The following is a 19,273-nucleotide window of genomic DNA, read 5'->3' as shown; positions in this document are numbered from 1 at the left end:
TTAAAGGATACATAATGAGTAGCGTAGATATTCTTGTTCCCGACCTGCCTGAATCTGTAGCAGATGCGACCGTCGCTACCTGGCATAAAAAACCAGGCGATGCCGTTAAGCGCGATGAAGTGCTGGTAGAAATCGAAACTGACAAAGTGGTACTGGAAGTACCGGCTTCGGCGGATGGCGTTCTGGACGCGGTGCTGGAAGACGAAGGCACCACCGTAACCTCTCGCCAGATCCTGGGTCGCCTGCGTGAAGGCAACAGCGCGGGCAAAGAGTCCAGCGCGAAGTCTGAAGAGAAAGCCTCTACGCCGGCTCAGCGCCAGCAGGCATCTCTGGAAGAACAGACCAACGACGCGCTCAGCCCGGCGATCCGTCGCCTGCTGGCTGAACACAGCCTTGACCCGGCAGCCATCAAAGGTACCGGTGTAGGCGGTCGTCTGACCCGTGAAGACATCGACAAACACCTGGCGAAAGCGCCTGCTCAGGCAGAAGCGAAAGCCCCTGTGGCAGCCCCAGCAGCACAGCCTGCTCTGGGTGCGCGCAGTGAAAAACGCGTGCCAATGACTCGCCTGCGTAAGCGTGTGGCAGAGCGTCTGCTGGAAGCGAAAAACTCCACCGCGATGCTGACCACCTTCAACGAAGTGAACATGAAGCCAATCATGGACCTGCGTAAGCAGTACGGTGACGCGTTTGAAAAACGTCACGGTATCCGTCTGGGCTTTATGTCCTTCTACGTGAAAGCGGTTGTTGAAGCGCTGAAACGCTACCCGGAAGTGAACGCGTCCATCGATGGTGATGACGTGGTTTACCACAACTATTTCGACGTCAGCATGGCGGTGTCTACGCCACGTGGTCTGGTGACTCCGGTTCTGCGTGATGTGGATACCTTGGGTATGGCCGACATCGAGAAAAATATTAAAGAGCTGGCCGTGAAAGGCCGCGACGGCAAGCTGACCGTAGACGACCTGACCGGCGGTAACTTCACCATTACCAACGGCGGCGTATTTGGCTCGCTGATGTCTACCCCGATCATCAACCCGCCGCAGAGCGCGATCCTGGGTATGCACGCCATTAAAGATCGTCCGATGGCGGTAGACGGTAAAGTGGAGATCCTGCCAATGATGTATCTGGCGCTCTCTTACGATCACCGTCTGATTGACGGCCGCGAGTCCGTGGGCTTCCTGGTAGCGATTAAAGAGCTGCTGGAAGATCCAACGCGTCTGCTGCTGGACGTCTAGTCCCTTTTAGCATCACCTGCCCTGTAGGCCGGATACGCCTTGCACCGGCCTGCAGGTTTGAAGATAACGATTACCCTGAAGGATGGATAGAACACATGAACTTACATGAATATCAGGCCAAACAGCTGTTTGCCCGGTATGGCTTACCGGCTCCGGTGGGTTATGCCTGTACTACCCCGCGTGAAGCAGAAGAAGCCGCATCTAAAATCGGTTCCGGCCCGTGGGTAGTTAAATGTCAGGTTCACGCTGGTGGCCGTGGTAAAGCGGGCGGTGTGAAGGTTGTTAAGAGCAAAGAAGAAATTCGTGCATTTGCTGAACATTGGCTCGGCAAGCGTCTGGTCACTTACCAGACAGATGCGAACGGCCAGCCAGTCAACCAGATCCTGGTTGAAGCGGCAACCGACATCGCGAAAGAGCTGTATCTGGGCGCGGTGGTAGACCGTAGCTCGCGTCGCGTGGTGTTCATGGCGTCTACCGAAGGCGGCGTGGAAATCGAAAAAGTGGCAGAAGAGACGCCACACCTGATCCATAAAGTGGCTATCGATCCACTGGCAGGTCCAATGCCTTACCAGGGCCGTGAGCTGGCGTTCAAACTGGGTCTGGAAGGCAAGCTGGTTCAGCAGTTCACCAAGATCTTCATGGGTCTGGCGACCATCTTCCTGGAGCGCGATCTGGCGCTGATCGAGATCAACCCGCTGGTGATCACCACTCAGGGCGATCTGATCTGCCTCGATGGCAAACTGGGTGCTGACGGCAATGCCCTGTTCCGCCAGCCGGATCTGCGCGAAATGCGTGACCAGTCTCAGGAAGACCCGCGTGAAGCACAGGCTGCTCAGTGGGAACTGAACTACGTGGCGCTGGATGGCAACATCGGCTGCATGGTTAACGGTGCGGGCCTGGCGATGGGCACCATGGACATCGTTAAGCTGCACGGCGGCGAGCCAGCGAACTTCCTCGACGTAGGCGGTGGCGCAACCAAAGAGCGCGTAACCGAAGCGTTCAAAATCATTCTCTCTGACGACAACGTGAAAGCCGTTCTGGTGAACATCTTCGGCGGTATCGTACGTTGCGACCTGATCGCAGACGGCATCATCGGCGCGGTAGAAGAAGTGGGCGTTAACGTTCCGGTTGTTGTGCGTCTTGAAGGTAACAACGCTGAACTCGGCGCGAAAAAACTGGCTGACAGCGGCCTGAATATTATTGCAGCGAAAAGTCTGACGGATGCAGCTCAGCAGGTTGTTGCCGCAGTGGAGGGGAAATAATGTCAGTTTTAATCAATAAAGATACCAAGGTTATCTGCCAGGGCTTCACCGGTAGCCAGGGGACTTTCCACTCCGAGCAGGCGATTGCCTACGGTACGCAGATGGTTGGCGGCGTAACCCCAGGTAAAGGTGGCACCACGCACCTGGGCCTGCCGGTGTTCAACACCGTGCGTGAAGCCGTAGAAGCGACGGGCGCAACCGCGACCGTTATCTACGTTCCGGCACCGTTCTGCAAAGACTCCATTCTGGAAGCGATCGACGCAGGCATCAAACTGATCATCACCATCACTGAAGGTATCCCGACGCTGGATATGCTGACCGTGAAAGTGAAGCTGGACGAAGCGGGCGTGCGCATGATCGGCCCGAACTGTCCGGGCGTGATCACCCCAGGCGAATGCAAAATCGGCATCATGCCAGGTCACATTCACAAGCCGGGCAAAGTGGGTATCGTTTCCCGTTCCGGTACGCTGACCTATGAAGCGGTTAAGCAGACCACCGACTACGGCTTCGGCCAGTCCACCTGTGTGGGCATCGGCGGTGACCCAATCCCTGGCTCTAACTTCATCGACATCCTGAAGCTGTTCCAGGAAGATCCACAGACCGAAGCGATCGTCATGATCGGTGAGATCGGTGGTAGCGCGGAAGAAGAAGCGGCTGCTTACATCAAAGAACACGTAACCAAGCCAGTAGTCGGTTACATCGCAGGTGTGACGGCGCCGAAAGGTAAGCGTATGGGTCACGCAGGCGCGATTATCGCCGGTGGTAAAGGTACGGCTGATGAGAAATTCGCAGCGCTGGAAGCCGCAGGCGTGAAGACCGTTCGCAGCCTGGCGGATATCGGCGAAGCACTGAAATCCATCATTAAGTAAGTCCTCTCTGCGCCCTGAAAGGGGCGCGTTGAAATAAAAAATGTCCGTTTCGACATGGTTGGCCGCTGTAAAGCGGCCTTTTTTATTGCCTGCGTTTCGCCACGAGGGTGAATTTGTAATCGTCGGTATTGAACACGTTGCGGCTGTATTCGAAAACCCGGCCATCTTTCAGGAAACCGCGGGAGACTTTTTCCAGGATCGGTTTTGCCGGATCGAGCGCCAGCGCGGCAATCGCCTCTTCTGAGGGCATGACCGGCACCAGCTCCTGTTCACTGCGATCGATGACCAGCTTTTTGATCTGTTCAACGTAGTGGTATTTCGACTTTTCCATCACTTCCCAGGTGAGGTCGGGGAACATCGCCAGCGGCATCCAGGTTTCTTCCAGGTTTACCGGCTTCTGCTTGATGAAGCGTACGCGCTTGACGTGCCAGACCTTATCATCCTCGCCAATTGCCAGCGTAGCCGCGAGTCTTGTATCGGCTTTTACCACTTCAAAAATTTTAACGTCGCTGTGCGTATCAACGTTGCGATCCGCCAGTTTTTCGTAAAAGCCGGTGAGCTGGTAAATGTCGTAATTGACCCGCTCCTCTTTCACATATGAACCACTGCCCTGGATGCTTTCGATGATCTGTTCGTCGGCAAGCAGTTTCAGGGCCTGCCGGACGGTGACGCGGCTGACGCTAAACGCCTCCTGAAGGCTGGATTCCGTTGGTAGCGCGTCACCCGGTTTTAATTCTCCGGCGTTAATTTTTTCGCGGAAGACATCCGCTATCTGCCGGTATCGCGGTTTATTGCCCATTTTATCGCGCCTGATTAATACCTTTTCTGAGAATTATGCATTCAACTAATGATTTGTAAATAATACAACTTAAATACAAATGTTGATGTTAGTGAAAATGATCACATAAATGTATTATCCGCTCTGCCACAATCTTCCGCAGACTATAACGATGCAACTGTGAGGATCTCTATGAACCTGACGACCCTGACCGATCCGTGTGCTGTCTGCGTTCAGGCGCAGTTTTCCCGCCGTGATGAGGCAATACGTCAGCTCGCGATGCGGCTGGAGGCGCTGGGAAAAATCACTGACGCCGAGGCTTTTCTGGTGGACGTTTTTCAACGGGAATCGCTTGGCCCAACCGCGCTGGGTGAGGGGCTGGCTGTGCCCCATGGCAAATCGGCCACGGTAAAAGAGGCGGCATTTGCCGTCGCAACGCTGTGCGAGCCGCTGGAATGGGAAGGGGTGGACGGGCCGGAAGAGGTCACGCTCATTTTCCTGCTCGCGATCCCTCCGGCGGAGGCCGGATCAACACATATTGAGGTGTTAACGGCGCTCACGTCTCGCCTGGCGGATGACGATCTCAGGGCCCGCGTAATGGCGGCGACCACGGCAGAAGGTGTGCTGACCGCGCTGGACGCCGCGCCCGGGGAGCAGGCCGACGCCATCCAGGAGAGTACCCCGACTATTGTCTGCGTTACCGCCTGCCCGGCCGGGATTGCCCACACCTATATGGCGGCGGAGTACCTGGAAAAAGCGGGACGCAGGATGGGCGTCAACGTGGTGGTGGAAAAGCAGGGGGCGAACGGCATTGAGGGACGCCTCACGTCGCAGCAACTGCAGGAGGCCAGAGCATGTATCTTTGCCGCAGAAGTGGCGATCAAAGAGAGTGAACGCTTTGCGGGGATCCCCACCGTTTCCGTACCCGTTGCGGAGCCACTACGCCATGCTGAAGCGTTAATAGAACGTGCGCTGGCGTTAAAGCCTGCCGACGCTGCGCGTCATGCGACCGTCGATACCGAAACTAAAAAGAGTGTCAAAACCGAGCTCAAACAGGCGCTCCTGAGCGGCATCTCCTTTGCGGTGCCGTTGATTGTTGCTGGCGGTACAGTGCTGGCCGTGTCGGTATTGCTGGCGCAAATCCTGGGGCTGCAGCACTTATTCGATCAGGAAAATTCGTGGCTGTGGATGTACCGCAAGCTTGGCGGCGGCATGCTCGGCATGCTGATGGTTCCCGTTCTGGCGGCGTATACCGCTTACTCACTGGCGGATAAACCGGCGCTGACGCCGGGTTTCGCTGCTGGTCTGGCTGCCAATATGATTGGTTCCGGTTTTCTGGGTGCCATCGCAGGCGGGCTGATTGCGGGCTACCTGATGCGCTGGGTGAAAAATCACATTCGCCTCAGTAGCCGCTTCAACGGCTTCTTAACCTTTTATCTTTATCCGGTTATTGGCGTACTGGGCGCAGGCAGCCTGATGCTGTTTGTGATCGGCGAACCGGTGGCCTGGATAAACAACGCGCTCACCGCCTGGCTTAATGGTCTATCTGGCGCGAATGCGCTGCTCCTGGGCGCGATCCTTGGCTTTATGTGTTCGTTCGATTTGGGCGGGCCGGTCAACAAAGCCTCCTACGCGTTCTGCCTCGGGGCGATGGCCAACGGGGTGTATGGCCCCTATGCAATTTTCGCCTCCGTCAAGATGGTCTCGGCCTTTACCGTGACGGCGTCAACGATGCTGGCGCCGAGATTGTTTAAACCGTTTGAAATTGAAACCGGCAAATCAACGTGGCTGCTTGGCCTCGCGGGCATTACCGAAGGGGCAATACCGATGGCGATTGAAGATCCCCTCCGCGTCATTGGCTCATTTGTGCTGGGCTCCATGGTGACAGGGGCGATTGTTGGCGCGATAGGGATCGGCCTGTCCACGCCGGGCGCAGGCATTTTCTCGCTCTTTTTACTTCATGATGCAGGGCTGAGCGGTGTGGTTGCAGCGGCAGGCTGGTTTGGCGCGGCGCTGGTGGGGACCGCTATCTCCACATTTATTCTGCTGCTCTGGCGACGTCAGGCGGTCAAAACGGGCAAATACATCACTGAAGACGCCATACCGTAAAACGCACAACACAGGAAACGAAGATGAAAGCTGTATCTCGCGTTCATATCACGCCGCATATGCACTGGGACCGTGAGTGGTACTTCACCACCGAAGAGTCGCGTATTCTTCTGGTCAATAATATGGAAGAGATCCTGACCCGTCTGGAGCAGGACGAGGCCTATAAATATTACGTTCTCGACGGACAGACGGCAGTGCTGGAGGATTACTTTGCCGTCAAGCCCGAAAATCGCTCGCGGGTGAAGGTGCTTGTCGAGCGCGGAAAACTGATTATCGGCCCGTGGTATACCCAGACCGATACCACGATCGTCAGCGGCGAGTCGATTGTCCGCAACCTGATGTACGGTATTCGCGACTGTATGGCGTTCGGCGAGCCGCTGATGATCGGTTATCTGCCGGATTCGTTTGGGATGTCAGGCCAGCTTCCGCATATTTATAACGGGTTTGGCATTACCCGCACGATGTTCTGGCGCGGCTGTTCTGAACGACACGGTACCGATAAAACCGAATTTCTCTGGCAGAGCCAGGACGGCAGTGAAGTGACGGCACAGGTGCTGCCGCTGGGCTATGCGATTGGTAAGTACTTACCTGAGGATGAGGCCGGGCTACGAAAACGGCTCGACAGTTATTTCGAGGTCCTGGAAAACGCCTCCGTCACCAAAGAGATTTTGCTGCCCAACGGCCACGACCAGATGCCGCTGCAGCAGAACCTTTTTGCGGTGATGGAGAAGCTTCGTGAAATCTATCCGCAACGTCAGTTTGTGATGAGCCGCTTCGAGGAGGTGTTTGACCATATTGAGGCGCGGCGCGATGAACTGGCGACGCTGAAAGGGGAGTTTATCGACGGGAAATACATGCGCGTGCACCGGACAATCGGCTCCACGCGCATGGATATTAAAATCGCCCATGCGCGTATCGAGAATAAAATCGTCAACGTGCTTGAGCCGCTGGCGACGCTTGCCTGGACTCTCGGTTTCGACTATCACCACGGTCTGCTGGAGAAAATGTGGAAAGAGATCCTCAAGAATCACGCCCATGACAGCATCGGCTGCTGCTGCAGCGACAAGGTGCATCGCGAGATTGTCTCCCGCTTTGAGCTGGCGGAGGACATGGCAGACAACCTGGTGCGCTTCTATATGCGCAAGATTGTCGACAACATGCCGCAATCCGACGCCGATAAGCTGGTGATGTTCAACCTGATGCCCTGGCCGCGTGAAGAGGTGATGAACACCACGATTCGGCTGCGCGCCAGCCAGTTTCGTCTGCGTGATGAGAAAGGCAACGAGATCCCGTATTTCATTCGCAGCGCGCGCGAGCTCGACCCTGGTCTCATTGACCGGCAGATTGTCCATTACGGCAACTACGAACCGTTTATGGAGTTTGATATCCAGCTCAGCCAGATCCTGCCGTCGATGGGCTACCGTACGCTGTTTATTGAACCGCACGTAGCCGGAAAGGTGCTCTCTCCGGCGCAAAACACCGGTGCCTTACTGGAAAATGCCTTCTGGCAGATTGATATAAACGACGACGGTACGCTGCGTCTGCGCGACAAAGAATCCGGGCTGATTTACGACCGGGTACTGGAGATAGAAGAGAGTTCGGATGATGGCGATGAGTACGACTACTCGCCTTCACGGGAAGAGTGGAGACTCACTTCAGCACAGGGCGAGCATCAGGTTGACGTCATACACGAAGCCTGGCAGAGCAGGGCGGTGATCCGCCACCGTATTGCTGTACCGGCAAACCTCTCTGAACGCGCTGCACGTCAGCGAAAGGGTTCTCTTGAGGTGGCATTTGACATTACGCTCAGCCACAACAGCAGACGTATTGATGTGGCGGTGCGTCTGGATAACCAGGCGGATGACCACCGCGTTCGGGTGCTGATCCCCACACCGTTTACGACTCAGCATGTGCTTGCGGATACGCAGTTTGGCACCATTACTCGCCCCGTGCAGGACGCTGCGATGCAACGCTGGCAGGAAGAGGGCTGGAAAGAAGCGCCCGTTCCTGTCTGGAATTTGCTCAACTATGCCGTGCTGCAGGAAAAGCGAAACGGGCTTGCGCTGTTTACAGAAGGACTACGTGAATTTGAAGTGGTGGGCGATACCAAAAAAGCCTTTGCGCTGACTCTGCTGCGCGGCGTGGGGTTACTCGGAAAAGAAGATTTGCTGTTGCGCCCTGGCAGACCTTCGGGGATTAAGATGCCCGTCCCGGATTCCCAGATGCGTGGTCCGTTAACCTGCCGTTTTAGCCTGTTCAGTTTCAGTGGCACCCCTGAAAGCACGGGTGTCGCGCAGCAGGCTAAGGCGTGGTTAACGCCGGTGCAGTGCTATAACAAGATCCCCTGGGATGCGATGAAATTAAACCGTGCGTCGTTCACCACGCCGGAAAGTTACAGTCTGCTGGCGCTTTCCCCGACGGGATGCGTGCTCAGCGCGCTCAAAAAAGCGGAAGATCGTGATGAACTTATTCTTCGCCTGTTCAACCCTTCGGAGTCCAGCGTCTGCGAGACGACGTTATCCGTTAACCCGGCGTTGAAACGGTGCGGCGAAACGGACCTGAATGAACGGTTACTGGATGCTCGTGAAGAGCAGGGGATTACCGGCACGTTCAGACCGGGGCAGTCACGAACCTTTAGCATTCTTCTTGCCTGAAAAACGAAAAAAGGCTGCCAAGTGCAGCCTTTTTTCATTAAATAGTCACGCTACGGTGTTAACTTATAGAGCGTGAAAAGTAAATTAAATGTAATTTCGAAGGGTTGCAGTCAAACTCTGGAAAAATAACCTGGCCCGACTACGCTTTAAGGATTGCCCCGCGTCGAAAAGGTGTTTTTCTTTTGCGTTAATTAAAATCACTTCTGTTTATATTTTTTCCCTTCTTCGATAACCAATCACAGCTTTGTATGCACATATCGTTAACATGGTTTTCACCATTCTTACCGCGTTTAAACATGGTTAACATCGGTCGTTGTTTTTGATTTAAATCAAAGTTTAATCCTTGGAAAAAGGTGCTTAAAAGCGCTAAATTGTCCCCGATCAAAATGGTCGAAAAGTGGTAATTTTGCTATAAATTGATCGCCGTCGAAAAACGTAAATATGATTCAATAAAAACCTGTTTATTGTAAGGGTTTTGCAGCGTATTATATTTGCGGGACCAATTTGAGTTTTTTATTAACGTATTTGTAACCTTTCATCACTGCTTTTTCATTCTGTAGAGAATAGGCAACGAAGAAGGGGAGCAGATAACTTTGTATTGGGGCATGCGTGTGGATCCTTTTCCTGGGGTTCACTCTCGGAGTCTTCATGCGATGAGCAAGGAGTCATAATGTTAGACGTAGTCGAACTGTCGCGCTTACAGTTTGCCTTGACCGCGATGTACCACTTCCTGTTTGTGCCGCTGACGCTCGGTATGGCGTTCCTGCTGGCCATCATGGAAACGGTATACGTTCTGTCCGGCAAACAGATTTATAAAGATATGACCAAGTTCTGGGGCAAGTTGTTTGGTATCAACTTCGCACTGGGCGTGGCTACCGGTTTGACCATGGAGTTCCAGTTCGGGACTAACTGGTCATATTATTCCCACTATGTAGGGGATATCTTCGGTGCGCCGCTGGCCATTGAAGGTCTGATGGCCTTCTTCCTCGAATCCACCTTTGTAGGTCTGTTCTTCTTCGGCTGGGACCGTCTGGGCAAAGTCCAGCATATGGCGGTGACCTGGCTGGTGGCATTAGGGTCTAACCTGTCCGCGCTGTGGATCCTGGTGGCAAACGGCTGGATGCAGAACCCGATTGCGTCTGATTTCAACTTCGAAACCATGCGTATGGAGATGGTCAGCTTTGCCGAGCTGGTCCTGAACCCGGTTGCTCAGGTTAAATTCGTCCACACCGTGGCCTCTGGCTATGTGTGCGGCGCGATGTTCATTCTGGGCATCAGCTCCTACTATATGCTGCGTGGTCGTGACTTCGCCTTCGCTAAACGTTCCTTTGCTATCGCTGCAAGCTTCGGTATGGCTGCCATCCTCTCCGTTATCGTGCTGGGTGATGAATCCGGTTATGAAATGGGTGACGTACAGAAAACCAAGCTCGCCGCAATCGAAGCTGAATGGGAAACCCAACCGGCCCCGGCTGCCTTTACCCTGTTCGGTATTCCGGACCAGGACGCCCAGGAAAACCGCTTCGCCATTCAAATTCCTTATGCGCTGGGTATCATCGCCACCCGTTCTGTTGACAAACAGGTGACGGGGCTGAAAGAGCTGATGGAGCAGCACGAAGGCCGTATCCGTAACGGTATGAAAGCCTACGCTCTGCTGGAACAGCTGCGTGCCGGTTCTACCGACCAGGCCGTTCGTGACCAATTCAACGACGTGAAGAAAGATCTGGGCTACGGTCTGCTGCTGAAACGCTATACCCCGAACGTCTCCGACGCGACGGAAGCGCAGATCCAGATGGCAACCAAAGACTCTATTCCACGCGTAGCGCCACTCTACTTTGCATTCCGCATCATGGTAGGCTGCGGCATCATCATGCTGCTGATCATTGCGGCGTCCTTCTGGTCTGTGATTCGTAACCGCATCGGCGAGAAAAAATGGCTGCTGCGTACGGCGCTGTATGCTATCCCGCTGCCGTGGATCGCAATTGAGTCCGGCTGGTTTGTTGCGGAGTATGGACGTCAGCCATGGGCGATTGGTGAGGTGCTGCCAACGGCGGTGGCCAACTCCTCGCTGACAGCAGGCGATCTGATCTTCTCAATGCTGCTGATCTGTGGTCTCTACACCCTGTTCCTGGTAGCTGAACTGTTCCTGATGTTCAAGTTCGCGCGCCTTGGCCCAAGCAGCCTGAAAACCGGTCGCTATCACTACGAGCAGTCCGGTGTGACTACTCAGCCGGCACGCTAAGACAGGAGTCATCAAATGATCGATTATGAAGTATTGCGTTTTATCTGGTGGCTGTTGATCGGTGTTCTGCTGATCGGTTTTGCTGTCACGGATGGTTTCGACATGGGGGTGGGGATGCTCACCCGTTTCCTCGGTCGTAATGACACCGAGCGTCGAATCATGATCAACTCCATCGCCCCGCACTGGGACGGTAACCAGGTGTGGCTGATCACCGCAGGCGGCGCGCTGTTCGCTGCCTGGCCGATGGTTTACGCGGCTGCGTTCTCCGGTTTCTACGTGGCGATGATTCTGGTTCTGGCGTCTTTATTCTTCCGTCCGGTCGGTTTTGACTACCGTTCCAAGATTGAAGACACCCGCTGGCGTAACATGTGGGACTGGGGCATCTTCATTGGTAGCTTCGTTCCACCGCTGGTGATTGGTGTGGCATTCGGTAACCTGCTGCAGGGTGTACCGTTCCACATGGACGAGTACATGCGTCTTTACTACACCGGTAATTTCTTCCAGCTGCTGAATCCGTTTGGTCTGCTGGCAGGCGTAGTCAGTGTGGCGATGATCATCACCCAGGGCGCAACCTATCTGCAGATGCGTACTGTTGGTGAGCTGCATCTGCGTTCTCGTGCAACGGCTCAGGTTGCTGCCCTGATCACACTGGTCTGCTTCGCGCTGGCAGGTGTTTGGGTGGTCTACGGTATTGATGGTTACGTGGTGACGTCTGCGATTAACCACGTCGCGCCGTCTAACCCGCTGACCAAAGAAGTGGCGCGTGAGGCCGGTGCATGGCTGGTGAACTTCAACGCGATGCCTGTGCTGTGGGCTATTCCGGCGTTGGGTGTGTTGCTGCCGCTGCTGACGGTTCTGACGTCTCGTCTGGAAAAAGGCGCTCTGGCGTTCGTGTTCTCATCACTGACGCTGGCGTGCATCATCCTGACTGCAGGTATCGCTATGTTCCCATTCGTGATGCCATCCAGCACCATGCTGAATGCTAGCCTGACCATGTGGGATGCAACCTCCAGCCATATGACGCTGAACTTAATGACTTATGTTGCTTGCGTGTTCGTTCCGATTGTTCTGGCCTACACCATCTGGTGTTACTGGAAAATGTTCGGTCGTATCACTAAAGAACATATCGAAAGCAACACCCACTCTATGTACTAAGTAAGGAGCTGAATATGTGGTATTTCGCATGGATTTTAGGGACGCTTCTTGCCTGTGCTTTTGGTGTCATCACTGCCCTGGCGCTTGAGCACGTTGAAGCGACCAAAGCGGGTGAAGAAAAACACTAATGAATATTATCGCAACGTTATATGCGGTAATGGATAAGCGCCCGTTACGGGCGCTTTCTTTAGTGATGGCATTACTGCTGGCAGGGTGTATCTTCTGGGACCCTTCGCGTTTTGCAGCGAAGACCAGCGAGCTTGAGATCTGGCACGGTTTTCTCATTATGTGGGCGGTGTGCGCAGGTGTGATCCACGGCGTAGGCTTTCGTCCGAAAGCGATTCACTGGCAGGGCATTTTCTGCCCGCTTATCGCCGATATCGTGCTGCTTGCTGGATTGATTTTCTTCTTCTTCTGAATAAGAAATGTCCGTTAACCATATGGGCTTACCCGAGCCCATAAAAATTTACTCTCCGTTTACTTTCTCCCATTCCAAACCATCATTCCCGCGCGTATAGTAGCGAAGTTTAAAGCATAAACTTTTGTTGCATTACCGGGATGTAAAGTGAATACAACGCTGTTTCGATGGCCGGTTCGTGTCTATTACGAAGATACCGATGCCGGTGGTGTGGTTTACCACGCCAGCTACGTTGCTTTTTATGAACGGGCACGCACAGAGATGCTGCGCCATCATCACTTTAGTCAACAGGTACTGTTGGCTGAGCGAGTTGCCTTTGTGGTACGCAAGATGACGCTTGAGTATTTTGCGCCTGCCAGACTCGACGATATGCTCGAAGTCCAAACTGAAATTACATCAATGCGCGGAACCTCGCTGGTTTTCACGCAGCGGATAGTCAATGCAGAGAACACCGTACTGAACTCAGCTGAAGTACTGATTGTCTGTGTTGATCCAACCATAATGAAGCCTCGTGCGCTTCCTAAGTCTATTGTCGCGGAGTTTAAGCAGTGACTGACATGAATATCCTTGATTTGTTCCTGAAGGCAAGCCTTCTGGTTAAACTTATCATGCTGATTTTGATTGGTTTTTCAATCGCATCCTGGGCCATCATCATCCAGAGAACGCGTATTCTCAATGCGGCTGGCCGTGAAGCGGAAGCGTTTGAAGATAAGTTCTGGTCGGGTATCGAACTGTCCCGTCTGTATCAGGAAAGTCAGGGTCGTCGCGATAGTCTCGCTGGCTCCGAACAAATTTTCTACAGCGGATTCAAAGAGTTTGCCCGTCTGCATCGCGCGAACAGCCATGCACCTGAAGCGGTGGTGGAAGGAGCCTCGCGTGCGATGCGTATCTCCATGAACCGCGAGCTGGAAAATCTTGAAACGCACATTCCCTTCCTGGGAACGGTGGGGTCCATCAGCCCGTATATCGGCCTGTTTGGTACGGTGTGGGGGATCATGCATGCCTTTATCGCGCTGGGCGCAGTGAAGCAGGCGACGTTGCAGATGGTTGCACCGGGTATTGCAGAAGCACTGATTGCAACCGCTATCGGTCTGTTTGCGGCAATCCCGGCGGTGATGGCTTACAACCGTCTGAACCAGCGCGTGAATAAACTGGAACTGAACTACGACAACTTCATGGAAGAGTTCACCGCGATTCTGCACCGTCAGGCGTTTACCAGCACCGAGAGCAACAAGGGGTAAACCATGGCCAGATCGCGTGGACGAGGTCGTCGCGAGCTCAAGTCCGAAATCAATATCGTTCCGCTGCTGGACGTACTGCTGGTGTTGCTGCTGATCTTTATGGCGACAGCGCCCATCATTACCCAGAGCGTGGAAGTTGATCTGCCGGATGCGACAGAATCACAGGCGGTAAGCACCAATGACGATCCTCCGGTCATCATTGAGGTTTCCGGCGTAGGGCAATACAGCGTCGTGGTAGAGAAAGATCGTATGGATCAGCTACCGCCGGAGCAGGTGATTGCTGAAGCGCAACGACGCCTGGAGTCAAATCCGAAAACGGTCTTCTTAATCGGTGGGGCGAAAGATGTGCCTTACGATGAAATTATTAAAGCGCTGAACTTGCTACATAGTGCGGGTGTTAAGTCGGTTGGCTTAATGACTCAGCCTATTTGATCATCCGCGTAGTTTTTGGGAACCGATAGTGTCAAAGGCAACCGAACAGAACGACAAGCTTAAGCGAGCGATAATCGTCTCCGCAGTGCTGCATGTGATCCTTTTTGCAGGGCTGATCTGGAGTTCGTTCGACGAGCATATTGATGCATCAGGCGGCGGTGGCGGTTCTTCTATCGACGCCGTCATGGTGGATCCCGGTGCGGTCGTGCAGAACTATAACCGTCAGCAACAGCAGCAGGCGAGTGCAAAACGGGCTGAAGAGCAGCGAGAAAAACAGGCGCAACAGCAAGCGGAGGAACTGCGTGAAAAGCAGGCCGCCGAGCAGGAACGTCTGAAGCAGCTTGAGAAAGAACGTTTGCAGGCGCAGGAAGCCGCGAAAGAGCAGGCACAACAGCAGAAGCAAGCCGAAGAGGCCGCGAAGAAAGCCCAGGAACAGCAAAAGCAGGCGGAAGAGGCGGCAGCGAAAGCCGCAGCGGATGCCAAAGCACAGGCTGATGCCCAGGCGAAATTAGCGGCAGAAGCGGCGAAGAAAGCCGCTGCCGACGCCCAGAAGAAAGCGGAAGCGGAAGCCGCGAAGAAAGCCGCCGCTGATGCTCAGAAGAAAGCGGAAGCAGAAGCCGCGAAAAAAGCCGCTGCTGATGCTCAGAAGAAAGCGGAAGCCGAAGCCGCGAAAAAAGCTGCTCAGGAAGCCGAGAAGAAAGCGGCTGCCGAGGCTGCGAAGAAAGCCGCCGCTGCCGAGAAAGCTGCCGCAGAAAAAGCCGCCGCTGCTGAAAAAGCGGCTGCGGAGAAGAAAGCTGCCGCCGAGAAAGCGGCTGCCGACAAAAAAGCTGCAGCTGAGAAGGCTGCTGCCGATAAAAAAGCGGCTGCTGAAAAAGCTGCAGCGAAAAAGGCTGCTGCAGAGAAAGCTGCTGCCGCTGCGGGCGTTGACGATCTGCTGGGCGATCTCAGTTCCGGTAAGAATGCGCCGAAAACAGGCGGTGGGGCGAAGGGGAGTGGTCAGCCGTCTAAAGACAGTGGTACTTCGGGTGCCAACGGTGGTGCGACGGGGGCGGATATCAGCGCTTACGCTAAGCAGATTCAGGTGGCTATTCAGAGTCGCCTGTTTGATGCAGGCCTTTATCAGGGTAAACAGTGCGTGCTGCATATCAACCTTGCGCCAGACGGCCGGTTGAAAAATGTGACGTCTGAAGGGGGCGATCCTGCGCTTTGTCAGGCAGCATTGGCCGCAGCAAGATCGGCGAACATTCCTAAACCGCCTAGTGAGGCTGTTTATGAAAAGATAAAAGATGCCAAACTGGACTTTAAGCTGTAATCGACTCTCCTTACGGAAGTATGGAAAACAGTCTATTGTCGTAACCAGGGTTTAGTAGTTTTGTCTATTTGGGTTTGTTAACATTCTGCTAAATTATCGTGGGTAAGGTTACCCAGATAAGGGAGATATGATGAAGCAGGCATTACGTGTAGCATTTAGTTTCTTAATGCTGTGGGCAGCTGTACTGCACGCAGAAGTACGTATCGAGATCACCCAGGGGGTGGACTCGGCACGCCCAATCGGTGTAGTTCCATTCCAGTGGGCTGGCCCTGGTGCGGCGCCTGAAGATGCCGGCGGCATCGTGGCAGCTGACCTGCGTAACAGCGGTAAATTCAACCCGTTAGATCGTTCTCGTCTGCCTCAGCAGCCGGGTAGCGCGCAGGAAGTTCAGCCTGCCGCGTGGTCTGCACTGGGCATTGATGCCGTGGTTGTGGGTCAGGTTACCCCTAACCCGGACGGCTCTTACAACGTGGCCTGGCAGCTGGTGGATACCGGTGGTGCACCGGGTACCGTTCTGGCTCAGAACTCTTACAAGGTCACTAAACAGTACCTGCGCTATGCGGCTCACGCTGCCAGCGATGCGGTATTCGAAAAACTGACCGGTATTAAAGGTGCGTTCCGTACCCGTATCGCCTATGTGGTACAGACCAACGGCGGCCAGTTCCCGTATGAGCTGCGCGTCTCTGACTACGACGGTTACAACCAGTTCCTGGTGAAACGCTCTTCTCAGCCGCTGATGTCTCCAGCCTGGTCTCCGGACGGATCTAAACTGGCTTACGTGACCTTCGAAAGCGGTCGTTCTGCGCTGGTTATCCAGACGCTGGCTAACGGTGCTGTTCGTCAGGTGGCGTCGTTCCCACGTCACAACGGTGCGCCTTCGTTCTCGCCGGACGGCTCTAAGCTGGCCTTTGCGCTGTCCAAAACCGGTAGCCTGAACCTGTACGTGATGGACATTGGTTCTGGTCAGATCCGTCAGGTGACGGATGGTCGCAGCAACAACACGGAACCATCCTGGTTCCCGGACAGCCAGAACCTGGCGTTTACCTCTGACCAGGCAGGCCGTCCGCAAATCTATAAAGTGAACATCAACGGCGGGGCTCCGCAGCGTATCACCTGGGAAGGCTCTCAGAACCAGAACGCAGATGTGAGCAGCGACGGTAAATTTATGGTAATGGTCAGCTCCAACGGTGGGCAGCAGCACATTGCCAAACAAGATCTGGTAGCGGGTGGCGTCCAAGTTCTGTCGTCAACGTTCCTGGATGAAACGCCAAGTCTGGCACCTAACGGCACTATGGTAATCTACAGCTCTTCTCAGGGGATGGGATCTGTGCTGAATCTGGTTTCTACAGATGGGCGTTTCAAAGCGCGTATTCCGGCAACTGATGGACAGGTAAAATCCCCTGCCTGGTCGCCGTATCTGTAAATAATAATTAATTGATTACTAAAGGAATCATAGAAATGCAACTGAACAAAGTGCTGAAGGGGCTGATGATCGCTCTGCCTGTAATGGCAATCGCAGCGTGTTCTTCTAACAAGAACGCCAGCAATGACCAGAGCGGCGAAGGCATGATGGGTGCCGGCACCGGTATGGACGCGAACGGCAATGGCAACATGTCCTCTGAAGAGCAAGCGCGTCTTCAGATGCAGCAGCTGCAGCAGAACAACATCGTTTACTTCGATCTGGATAAATACGACATCCGTTCTGACTTCGCTGCGATGCTGGATGCTCACGCTAACTTCCTGCGTAGCAACCCGTCTTACAAAGTCACCGTAGAAGGTCACGCGGACGAACGTGGTACTCCAGAGTACAACATCTCCCTGGGTGAACGTCGTGCTAACGCTGTTAAAATGTACCTGCAGGGTAAAGGCGTTTCTGCTGACCAGATCTCCATCGTTTCTTACGGTAAAGAAAAACCTGCAGTACTGGGTCATGACGAAGCGGCGTACGCCAAAAACCGTCGTGCCGTACTGGTTTACTAAGAGAATTGCATGAGCAGTAACTTCAGACATCATCTGTTGAGTCTGTCGTTACTGGTTGGAATAGCGGCCCCCTGGGCCGCTTTTGCTCAGGCACCAATCAGTAGTGTCGGCTCAGGCTCGGTGGAAGACCGGGTCACTCAACTCGAGCGTATCTCTAACGCTCACAGTCAGCTTTTAACCCAACTCCAGCAACAACTTTCCGATAACCAAACTGATATCGACTCCCTCCGTGGTCAGATTCAGGAGAGCCAGTATCAGCTTAACCAGGTTGTGGAACGTCAAAAGCAGATCTTGCTGCAGATTGATAGCCTGAGCAGCGGGGGGGCAGCAGCGCAACCAGCAGCGGGCGATCAAAGCGGAGCGGCCACAGACGCGCCAGCGCCTTCAGCCGATGCCTCTGCTGCGACAGGGGCGCCTGTGCAGAGCGGTGACGCGAACACGGATTACAACGCGGCCATTGCACTGGTACAGGATAAATCGCGCCAGGATGATGCTATCGTTGCGTTTCAGAACTTCGTTAAGAAGTACCCGGATTCCACTTACCAGCCAAACGCAAATTACTGGCTGGGTCAGTTGAATTACAACAAGGGTAAAAAAGACGATGCGGCGTTTTATTTCGCTTCTGTGGTGAAAAATTACCCGAAATCGCCAAAAGCGCCTGATGCAATGTTTAAGGTCGGCGTGATCATGCAGGACAAAGGTGATACTGCGAAAGCCAAAGCGGTTTATCAGCAGGTGGTTGCAAAATTCCCGGGCACGGAAGGGGCCAAACAGGCGCAAAAACGTCTGAGTTCGATGGGATGATTATCGCATGACCAGAAATCGCGTTATTTCTGGTCATGCAGCATGATTACTAAGCAGTTAAGTGATCTTCATCGAAATTTTTGTTGCGCAGAATTCTTAAATCAGTAATATATGCCGCCGTTGCCACGGGATATCAAACAACGTGAAAGCAGCGTAAAAGTGGGTCGTTAGCTCAGTTGGTAGAGCAGTTGACTTTTAATCAATTGGTCGCAGGTTCGAATCCTGCACGACCCACCACTTAAAGCAGTTCTGGCAGTACAGAGTGGGTGATTAGCTCAGTTGGTAGAGCATCTCCTTTACACGGAGGGGGTCGGCGGTTCGAGCCCGTCATCACCCACCACTCGGGTCGTTAGCTCAGTTGGTAGAGCAGTTGACTTTTAATCAATTGGTCGCAGGTTCGAATCCTGCACGACCCACCACTTCAAACGTGGAACCGAGTAAAATCTTCGAAGTCAGCACCCGAATGGGTCGTTAGCTCAGTTGGTAGAGCAGTTGACTTTTAATCAATTGGTCGCAGGTTCGAATCCTGCACGACCCACCACTTCGAAGAAAAATCCCGCAAGGGGTCGTTAGCTCAGTTGGTAGAGCAGTTGACTTTTAATCAATTGGTCGCAGGTTCGAATCCTGCACGACCCACCAATGTTAAAAAGCGCCCTAAAGGCGCTTTTTTGCTATCTGCAATACAACAAATGCTCCGCACATCTATTCCCGGTGACTTTTCACTCCAGATTCGCTATCTTGTTTAGTATACAAAACACAATTGCCCTGCGTTTTGCTATGTCAGG

General features: G+C 53.8%; 17 protein-coding genes and 5 tRNA genes. 21 read left to right on the top strand and 1 reads right to left on the bottom strand.

Annotated elements, in window-relative coordinates; all coding sequences use genetic code 11:
- The first annotated feature begins 14 nt into the window (after window positions 1–14).
- From odhB to sucD, 3 genes are all read left to right on the top strand, one after another.
- Window positions 15–1,235 (top strand): 2-oxoglutarate dehydrogenase complex dihydrolipoyllysine-residue succinyltransferase, encoded by a 1,221-nt coding sequence (gene odhB / locus M8370_RS14140; RefSeq protein ID WP_013097540.1) that lies wholly within the window; start codon window positions 15–17, stop codon window positions 1,233–1,235.
- Between the two features lie 95 nt (window positions 1,236–1,330).
- Window positions 1,331–2,497 carry an ADP-forming succinate--CoA ligase subunit beta gene (sucC, locus tag M8370_RS14135; protein WP_006809579.1) on the top strand — a complete coding sequence of 389 codons (1,167 nt, stop codon included), beginning with the start codon at window positions 1,331–1,333 and terminating at the stop codon, window positions 2,495–2,497.
- Window positions 2,497–3,366, top strand: a complete 870-nt coding sequence (gene sucD, locus M8370_RS14130; protein ID WP_008501094.1) for a succinate--CoA ligase subunit alpha — start codon at window positions 2,497–2,499, stop codon at window positions 3,364–3,366. Before sucC ends, sucD begins: the two co-directional genes overlap by 1 nt.
- An 82-nt stretch (window positions 3,367–3,448) precedes the next feature.
- Here sucD and M8370_RS14125 read toward each other — a convergent pair whose 3' ends face one another.
- A complete protein-coding gene (locus M8370_RS14125; protein WP_013097539.1) occupies window positions 3,449–4,165 on the bottom strand; it encodes a GntR family transcriptional regulator in 717 nt (238 codons plus the stop codon).
- A gap of 171 nt (window positions 4,166–4,336) precedes the next feature.
- Here M8370_RS14125 and mngA point away from each other — a divergent pair, with 171 nt between their 5' ends.
- From mngA to M8370_RS14035, 18 genes are all read left to right on the top strand, one after another.
- Window positions 4,337–6,253: a PTS 2-O-a-mannosyl-D-glycerate transporter subunit IIABC gene (gene mngA / locus M8370_RS14120; RefSeq protein ID WP_250021212.1), complete on the top strand. Its 1,917-nt coding sequence runs from the start codon at window positions 4,337–4,339 to the stop codon at window positions 6,251–6,253.
- A 23-nt stretch (window positions 6,254–6,276) separates the two neighbouring features.
- Entirely contained in the window at window positions 6,277–8,907 is a 2,631-nt protein-coding gene (gene mngB, locus M8370_RS14115; protein WP_250021211.1) for a mannosylglycerate hydrolase, read from the top strand.
- Window positions 8,908–9,577: 670 nt separating this feature from the next.
- Window positions 9,578–11,146, top strand: coding sequence for a cytochrome ubiquinol oxidase subunit I (gene cydA / locus M8370_RS14110; protein ID WP_013097536.1), 1,569 nt, complete (start codon window positions 9,578–9,580; stop codon window positions 11,144–11,146).
- A gap of 15 nt (window positions 11,147–11,161) precedes the next feature.
- Window positions 11,162–12,301, top strand: coding sequence for a cytochrome d ubiquinol oxidase subunit II (gene cydB / locus M8370_RS14105; RefSeq protein WP_013097535.1), 1,140 nt, complete (start codon window positions 11,162–11,164; stop codon window positions 12,299–12,301).
- 14 nt (window positions 12,302–12,315) lie between these two features.
- Complete coding sequence (cydX, locus tag M8370_RS14100) at window positions 12,316–12,429, top strand: cytochrome bd-I oxidase subunit CydX (protein ID WP_003858598.1); 114 nt, start codon at window positions 12,316–12,318, stop codon at window positions 12,427–12,429.
- Window positions 12,429–12,719 (top strand): cyd operon protein YbgE, encoded by a 291-nt coding sequence (gene ybgE / locus M8370_RS14095; RefSeq protein ID WP_038418916.1) that lies wholly within the window; start codon window positions 12,429–12,431, stop codon window positions 12,717–12,719. Before cydX ends, ybgE begins: the two co-directional genes overlap by 1 nt.
- Before the next feature lie 147 nt (window positions 12,720–12,866).
- Window positions 12,867–13,271 carry a tol-pal system-associated acyl-CoA thioesterase gene (gene ybgC / locus M8370_RS14090; RefSeq protein WP_003858593.1) on the top strand — a complete coding sequence of 135 codons (405 nt, stop codon included), beginning with the start codon at window positions 12,867–12,869 and terminating at the stop codon, window positions 13,269–13,271.
- Complete coding sequence (gene tolQ / locus M8370_RS14085; protein ID WP_013097532.1) at window positions 13,268–13,960, top strand: Tol-Pal system protein TolQ; 693 nt, start codon at window positions 13,268–13,270, stop codon at window positions 13,958–13,960. Before ybgC ends, tolQ begins: the two co-directional genes overlap by 4 nt.
- Window positions 13,961–13,963: 3 nt before the next feature.
- The gene (gene tolR / locus M8370_RS14080; RefSeq protein ID WP_003858589.1) at window positions 13,964–14,392 is read left to right on the top strand and encodes a colicin uptake protein TolR; all 429 of its coding nucleotides are present in this window, start codon (window positions 13,964–13,966) and stop codon (window positions 14,390–14,392) included.
- A gap of 28 nt (window positions 14,393–14,420) precedes the next feature.
- Entirely contained in the window at window positions 14,421–15,704 is a 1,284-nt protein-coding gene (gene tolA / locus M8370_RS14075; protein ID WP_038418917.1) for a cell envelope integrity protein TolA, read from the top strand.
- 130 nt (window positions 15,705–15,834) lie between these two features.
- The gene (tolB, locus tag M8370_RS14070; RefSeq protein WP_013097529.1) at window positions 15,835–17,127 is read left to right on the top strand and encodes a Tol-Pal system beta propeller repeat protein TolB; all 1,293 of its coding nucleotides are present in this window, start codon (window positions 15,835–15,837) and stop codon (window positions 17,125–17,127) included.
- A 35-nt stretch (window positions 17,128–17,162) separates the two neighbouring features.
- A complete protein-coding gene (pal, locus tag M8370_RS14065; protein WP_006177214.1) occupies window positions 17,163–17,684 on the top strand; it encodes a peptidoglycan-associated lipoprotein Pal in 522 nt (173 codons plus the stop codon).
- Window positions 17,685–17,693: 9 nt separating this feature from the next.
- Window positions 17,694–18,488: a cell division protein CpoB gene (gene cpoB, locus M8370_RS14060; RefSeq protein WP_013097528.1), complete on the top strand. Its 795-nt coding sequence runs from the start codon at window positions 17,694–17,696 to the stop codon at window positions 18,486–18,488.
- 161 nt (window positions 18,489–18,649) lie between these two features.
- Window positions 18,650–18,725 (top strand) — tRNA-Lys (locus M8370_RS14055).
- A gap of 27 nt (window positions 18,726–18,752) precedes the next feature.
- Window positions 18,753–18,828 (top strand) — tRNA-Val (locus tag M8370_RS14050).
- Between the two features lie 3 nt (window positions 18,829–18,831).
- Window positions 18,832–18,907: transfer RNA gene (locus tag M8370_RS14045), tRNA-Lys, on the top strand.
- A 46-nt stretch (window positions 18,908–18,953) separates the two neighbouring features.
- Window positions 18,954–19,029, top strand: a tRNA-Lys gene (locus M8370_RS14040).
- A 22-nt stretch (window positions 19,030–19,051) separates the two neighbouring features.
- Window positions 19,052–19,127 (top strand) — tRNA-Lys (locus M8370_RS14035).
- The last annotated feature ends 146 nt before the right edge of the window (window positions 19,128–19,273 follow it).

Origin of the sequence: Enterobacter cloacae complex sp. OE43NF, assembly GCF_023544405.1 — a bacterium.
Classification (GTDB): Bacteria; Pseudomonadota; Gammaproteobacteria; order Enterobacterales; family Enterobacteriaceae; genus Enterobacter; species Enterobacter cloacae.
Note: the sequence above shows the minus strand (reverse complement) of the source record. Positions and strands in the feature narration are given on the sequence as shown.

Bases quoted from the DNA above. Each gene is read 5' to 3' on its own strand.
- odhB (WP_013097540.1), top strand. From the start codon at position 15: ATGAGTAGCGTAGATATTCTTGTTCCCGACCTGCCTGAATCTGTAGCA.
- sucC (WP_006809579.1), top strand. From the start codon at position 1,331: ATGAACTTACATGAATATCAGGCCAAACAGCTGTTTGCCCGGTATGGC.
- sucD (WP_008501094.1), top strand. From the start codon at position 2,497: ATGTCAGTTTTAATCAATAAAGATACCAAGGTTATCTGCCAGGGCTTC.
- M8370_RS14125 (WP_013097539.1), bottom strand. From the start codon at position 4,165: ATGGGCAATAAACCGCGATACCGGCAGATAGCGGATGTCTTCCGCGAA.
- mngA (WP_250021212.1), top strand. From the start codon at position 4,337: ATGAACCTGACGACCCTGACCGATCCGTGTGCTGTCTGCGTTCAGGCG.
- mngB (WP_250021211.1), top strand. From the start codon at position 6,277: ATGAAAGCTGTATCTCGCGTTCATATCACGCCGCATATGCACTGGGAC.
- cydA (WP_013097536.1), top strand. From the start codon at position 9,578: ATGTTAGACGTAGTCGAACTGTCGCGCTTACAGTTTGCCTTGACCGCG.
- cydB (WP_013097535.1), top strand. From the start codon at position 11,162: ATGATCGATTATGAAGTATTGCGTTTTATCTGGTGGCTGTTGATCGGT.
- cydX (WP_003858598.1), top strand. From the start codon at position 12,316: ATGTGGTATTTCGCATGGATTTTAGGGACGCTTCTTGCCTGTGCTTTT.
- ybgE (WP_038418916.1), top strand. From the start codon at position 12,429: ATGAATATTATCGCAACGTTATATGCGGTAATGGATAAGCGCCCGTTA.
- tolR (WP_003858589.1), top strand. From the start codon at position 13,964: ATGGCCAGATCGCGTGGACGAGGTCGTCGCGAGCTCAAGTCCGAAATC.
- tolB (WP_013097529.1), top strand. From the start codon at position 15,835: ATGAAGCAGGCATTACGTGTAGCATTTAGTTTCTTAATGCTGTGGGCA.
- pal (WP_006177214.1), top strand. From the start codon at position 17,163: ATGCAACTGAACAAAGTGCTGAAGGGGCTGATGATCGCTCTGCCTGTA.
- cpoB (WP_013097528.1), top strand. From the start codon at position 17,694: ATGAGCAGTAACTTCAGACATCATCTGTTGAGTCTGTCGTTACTGGTT.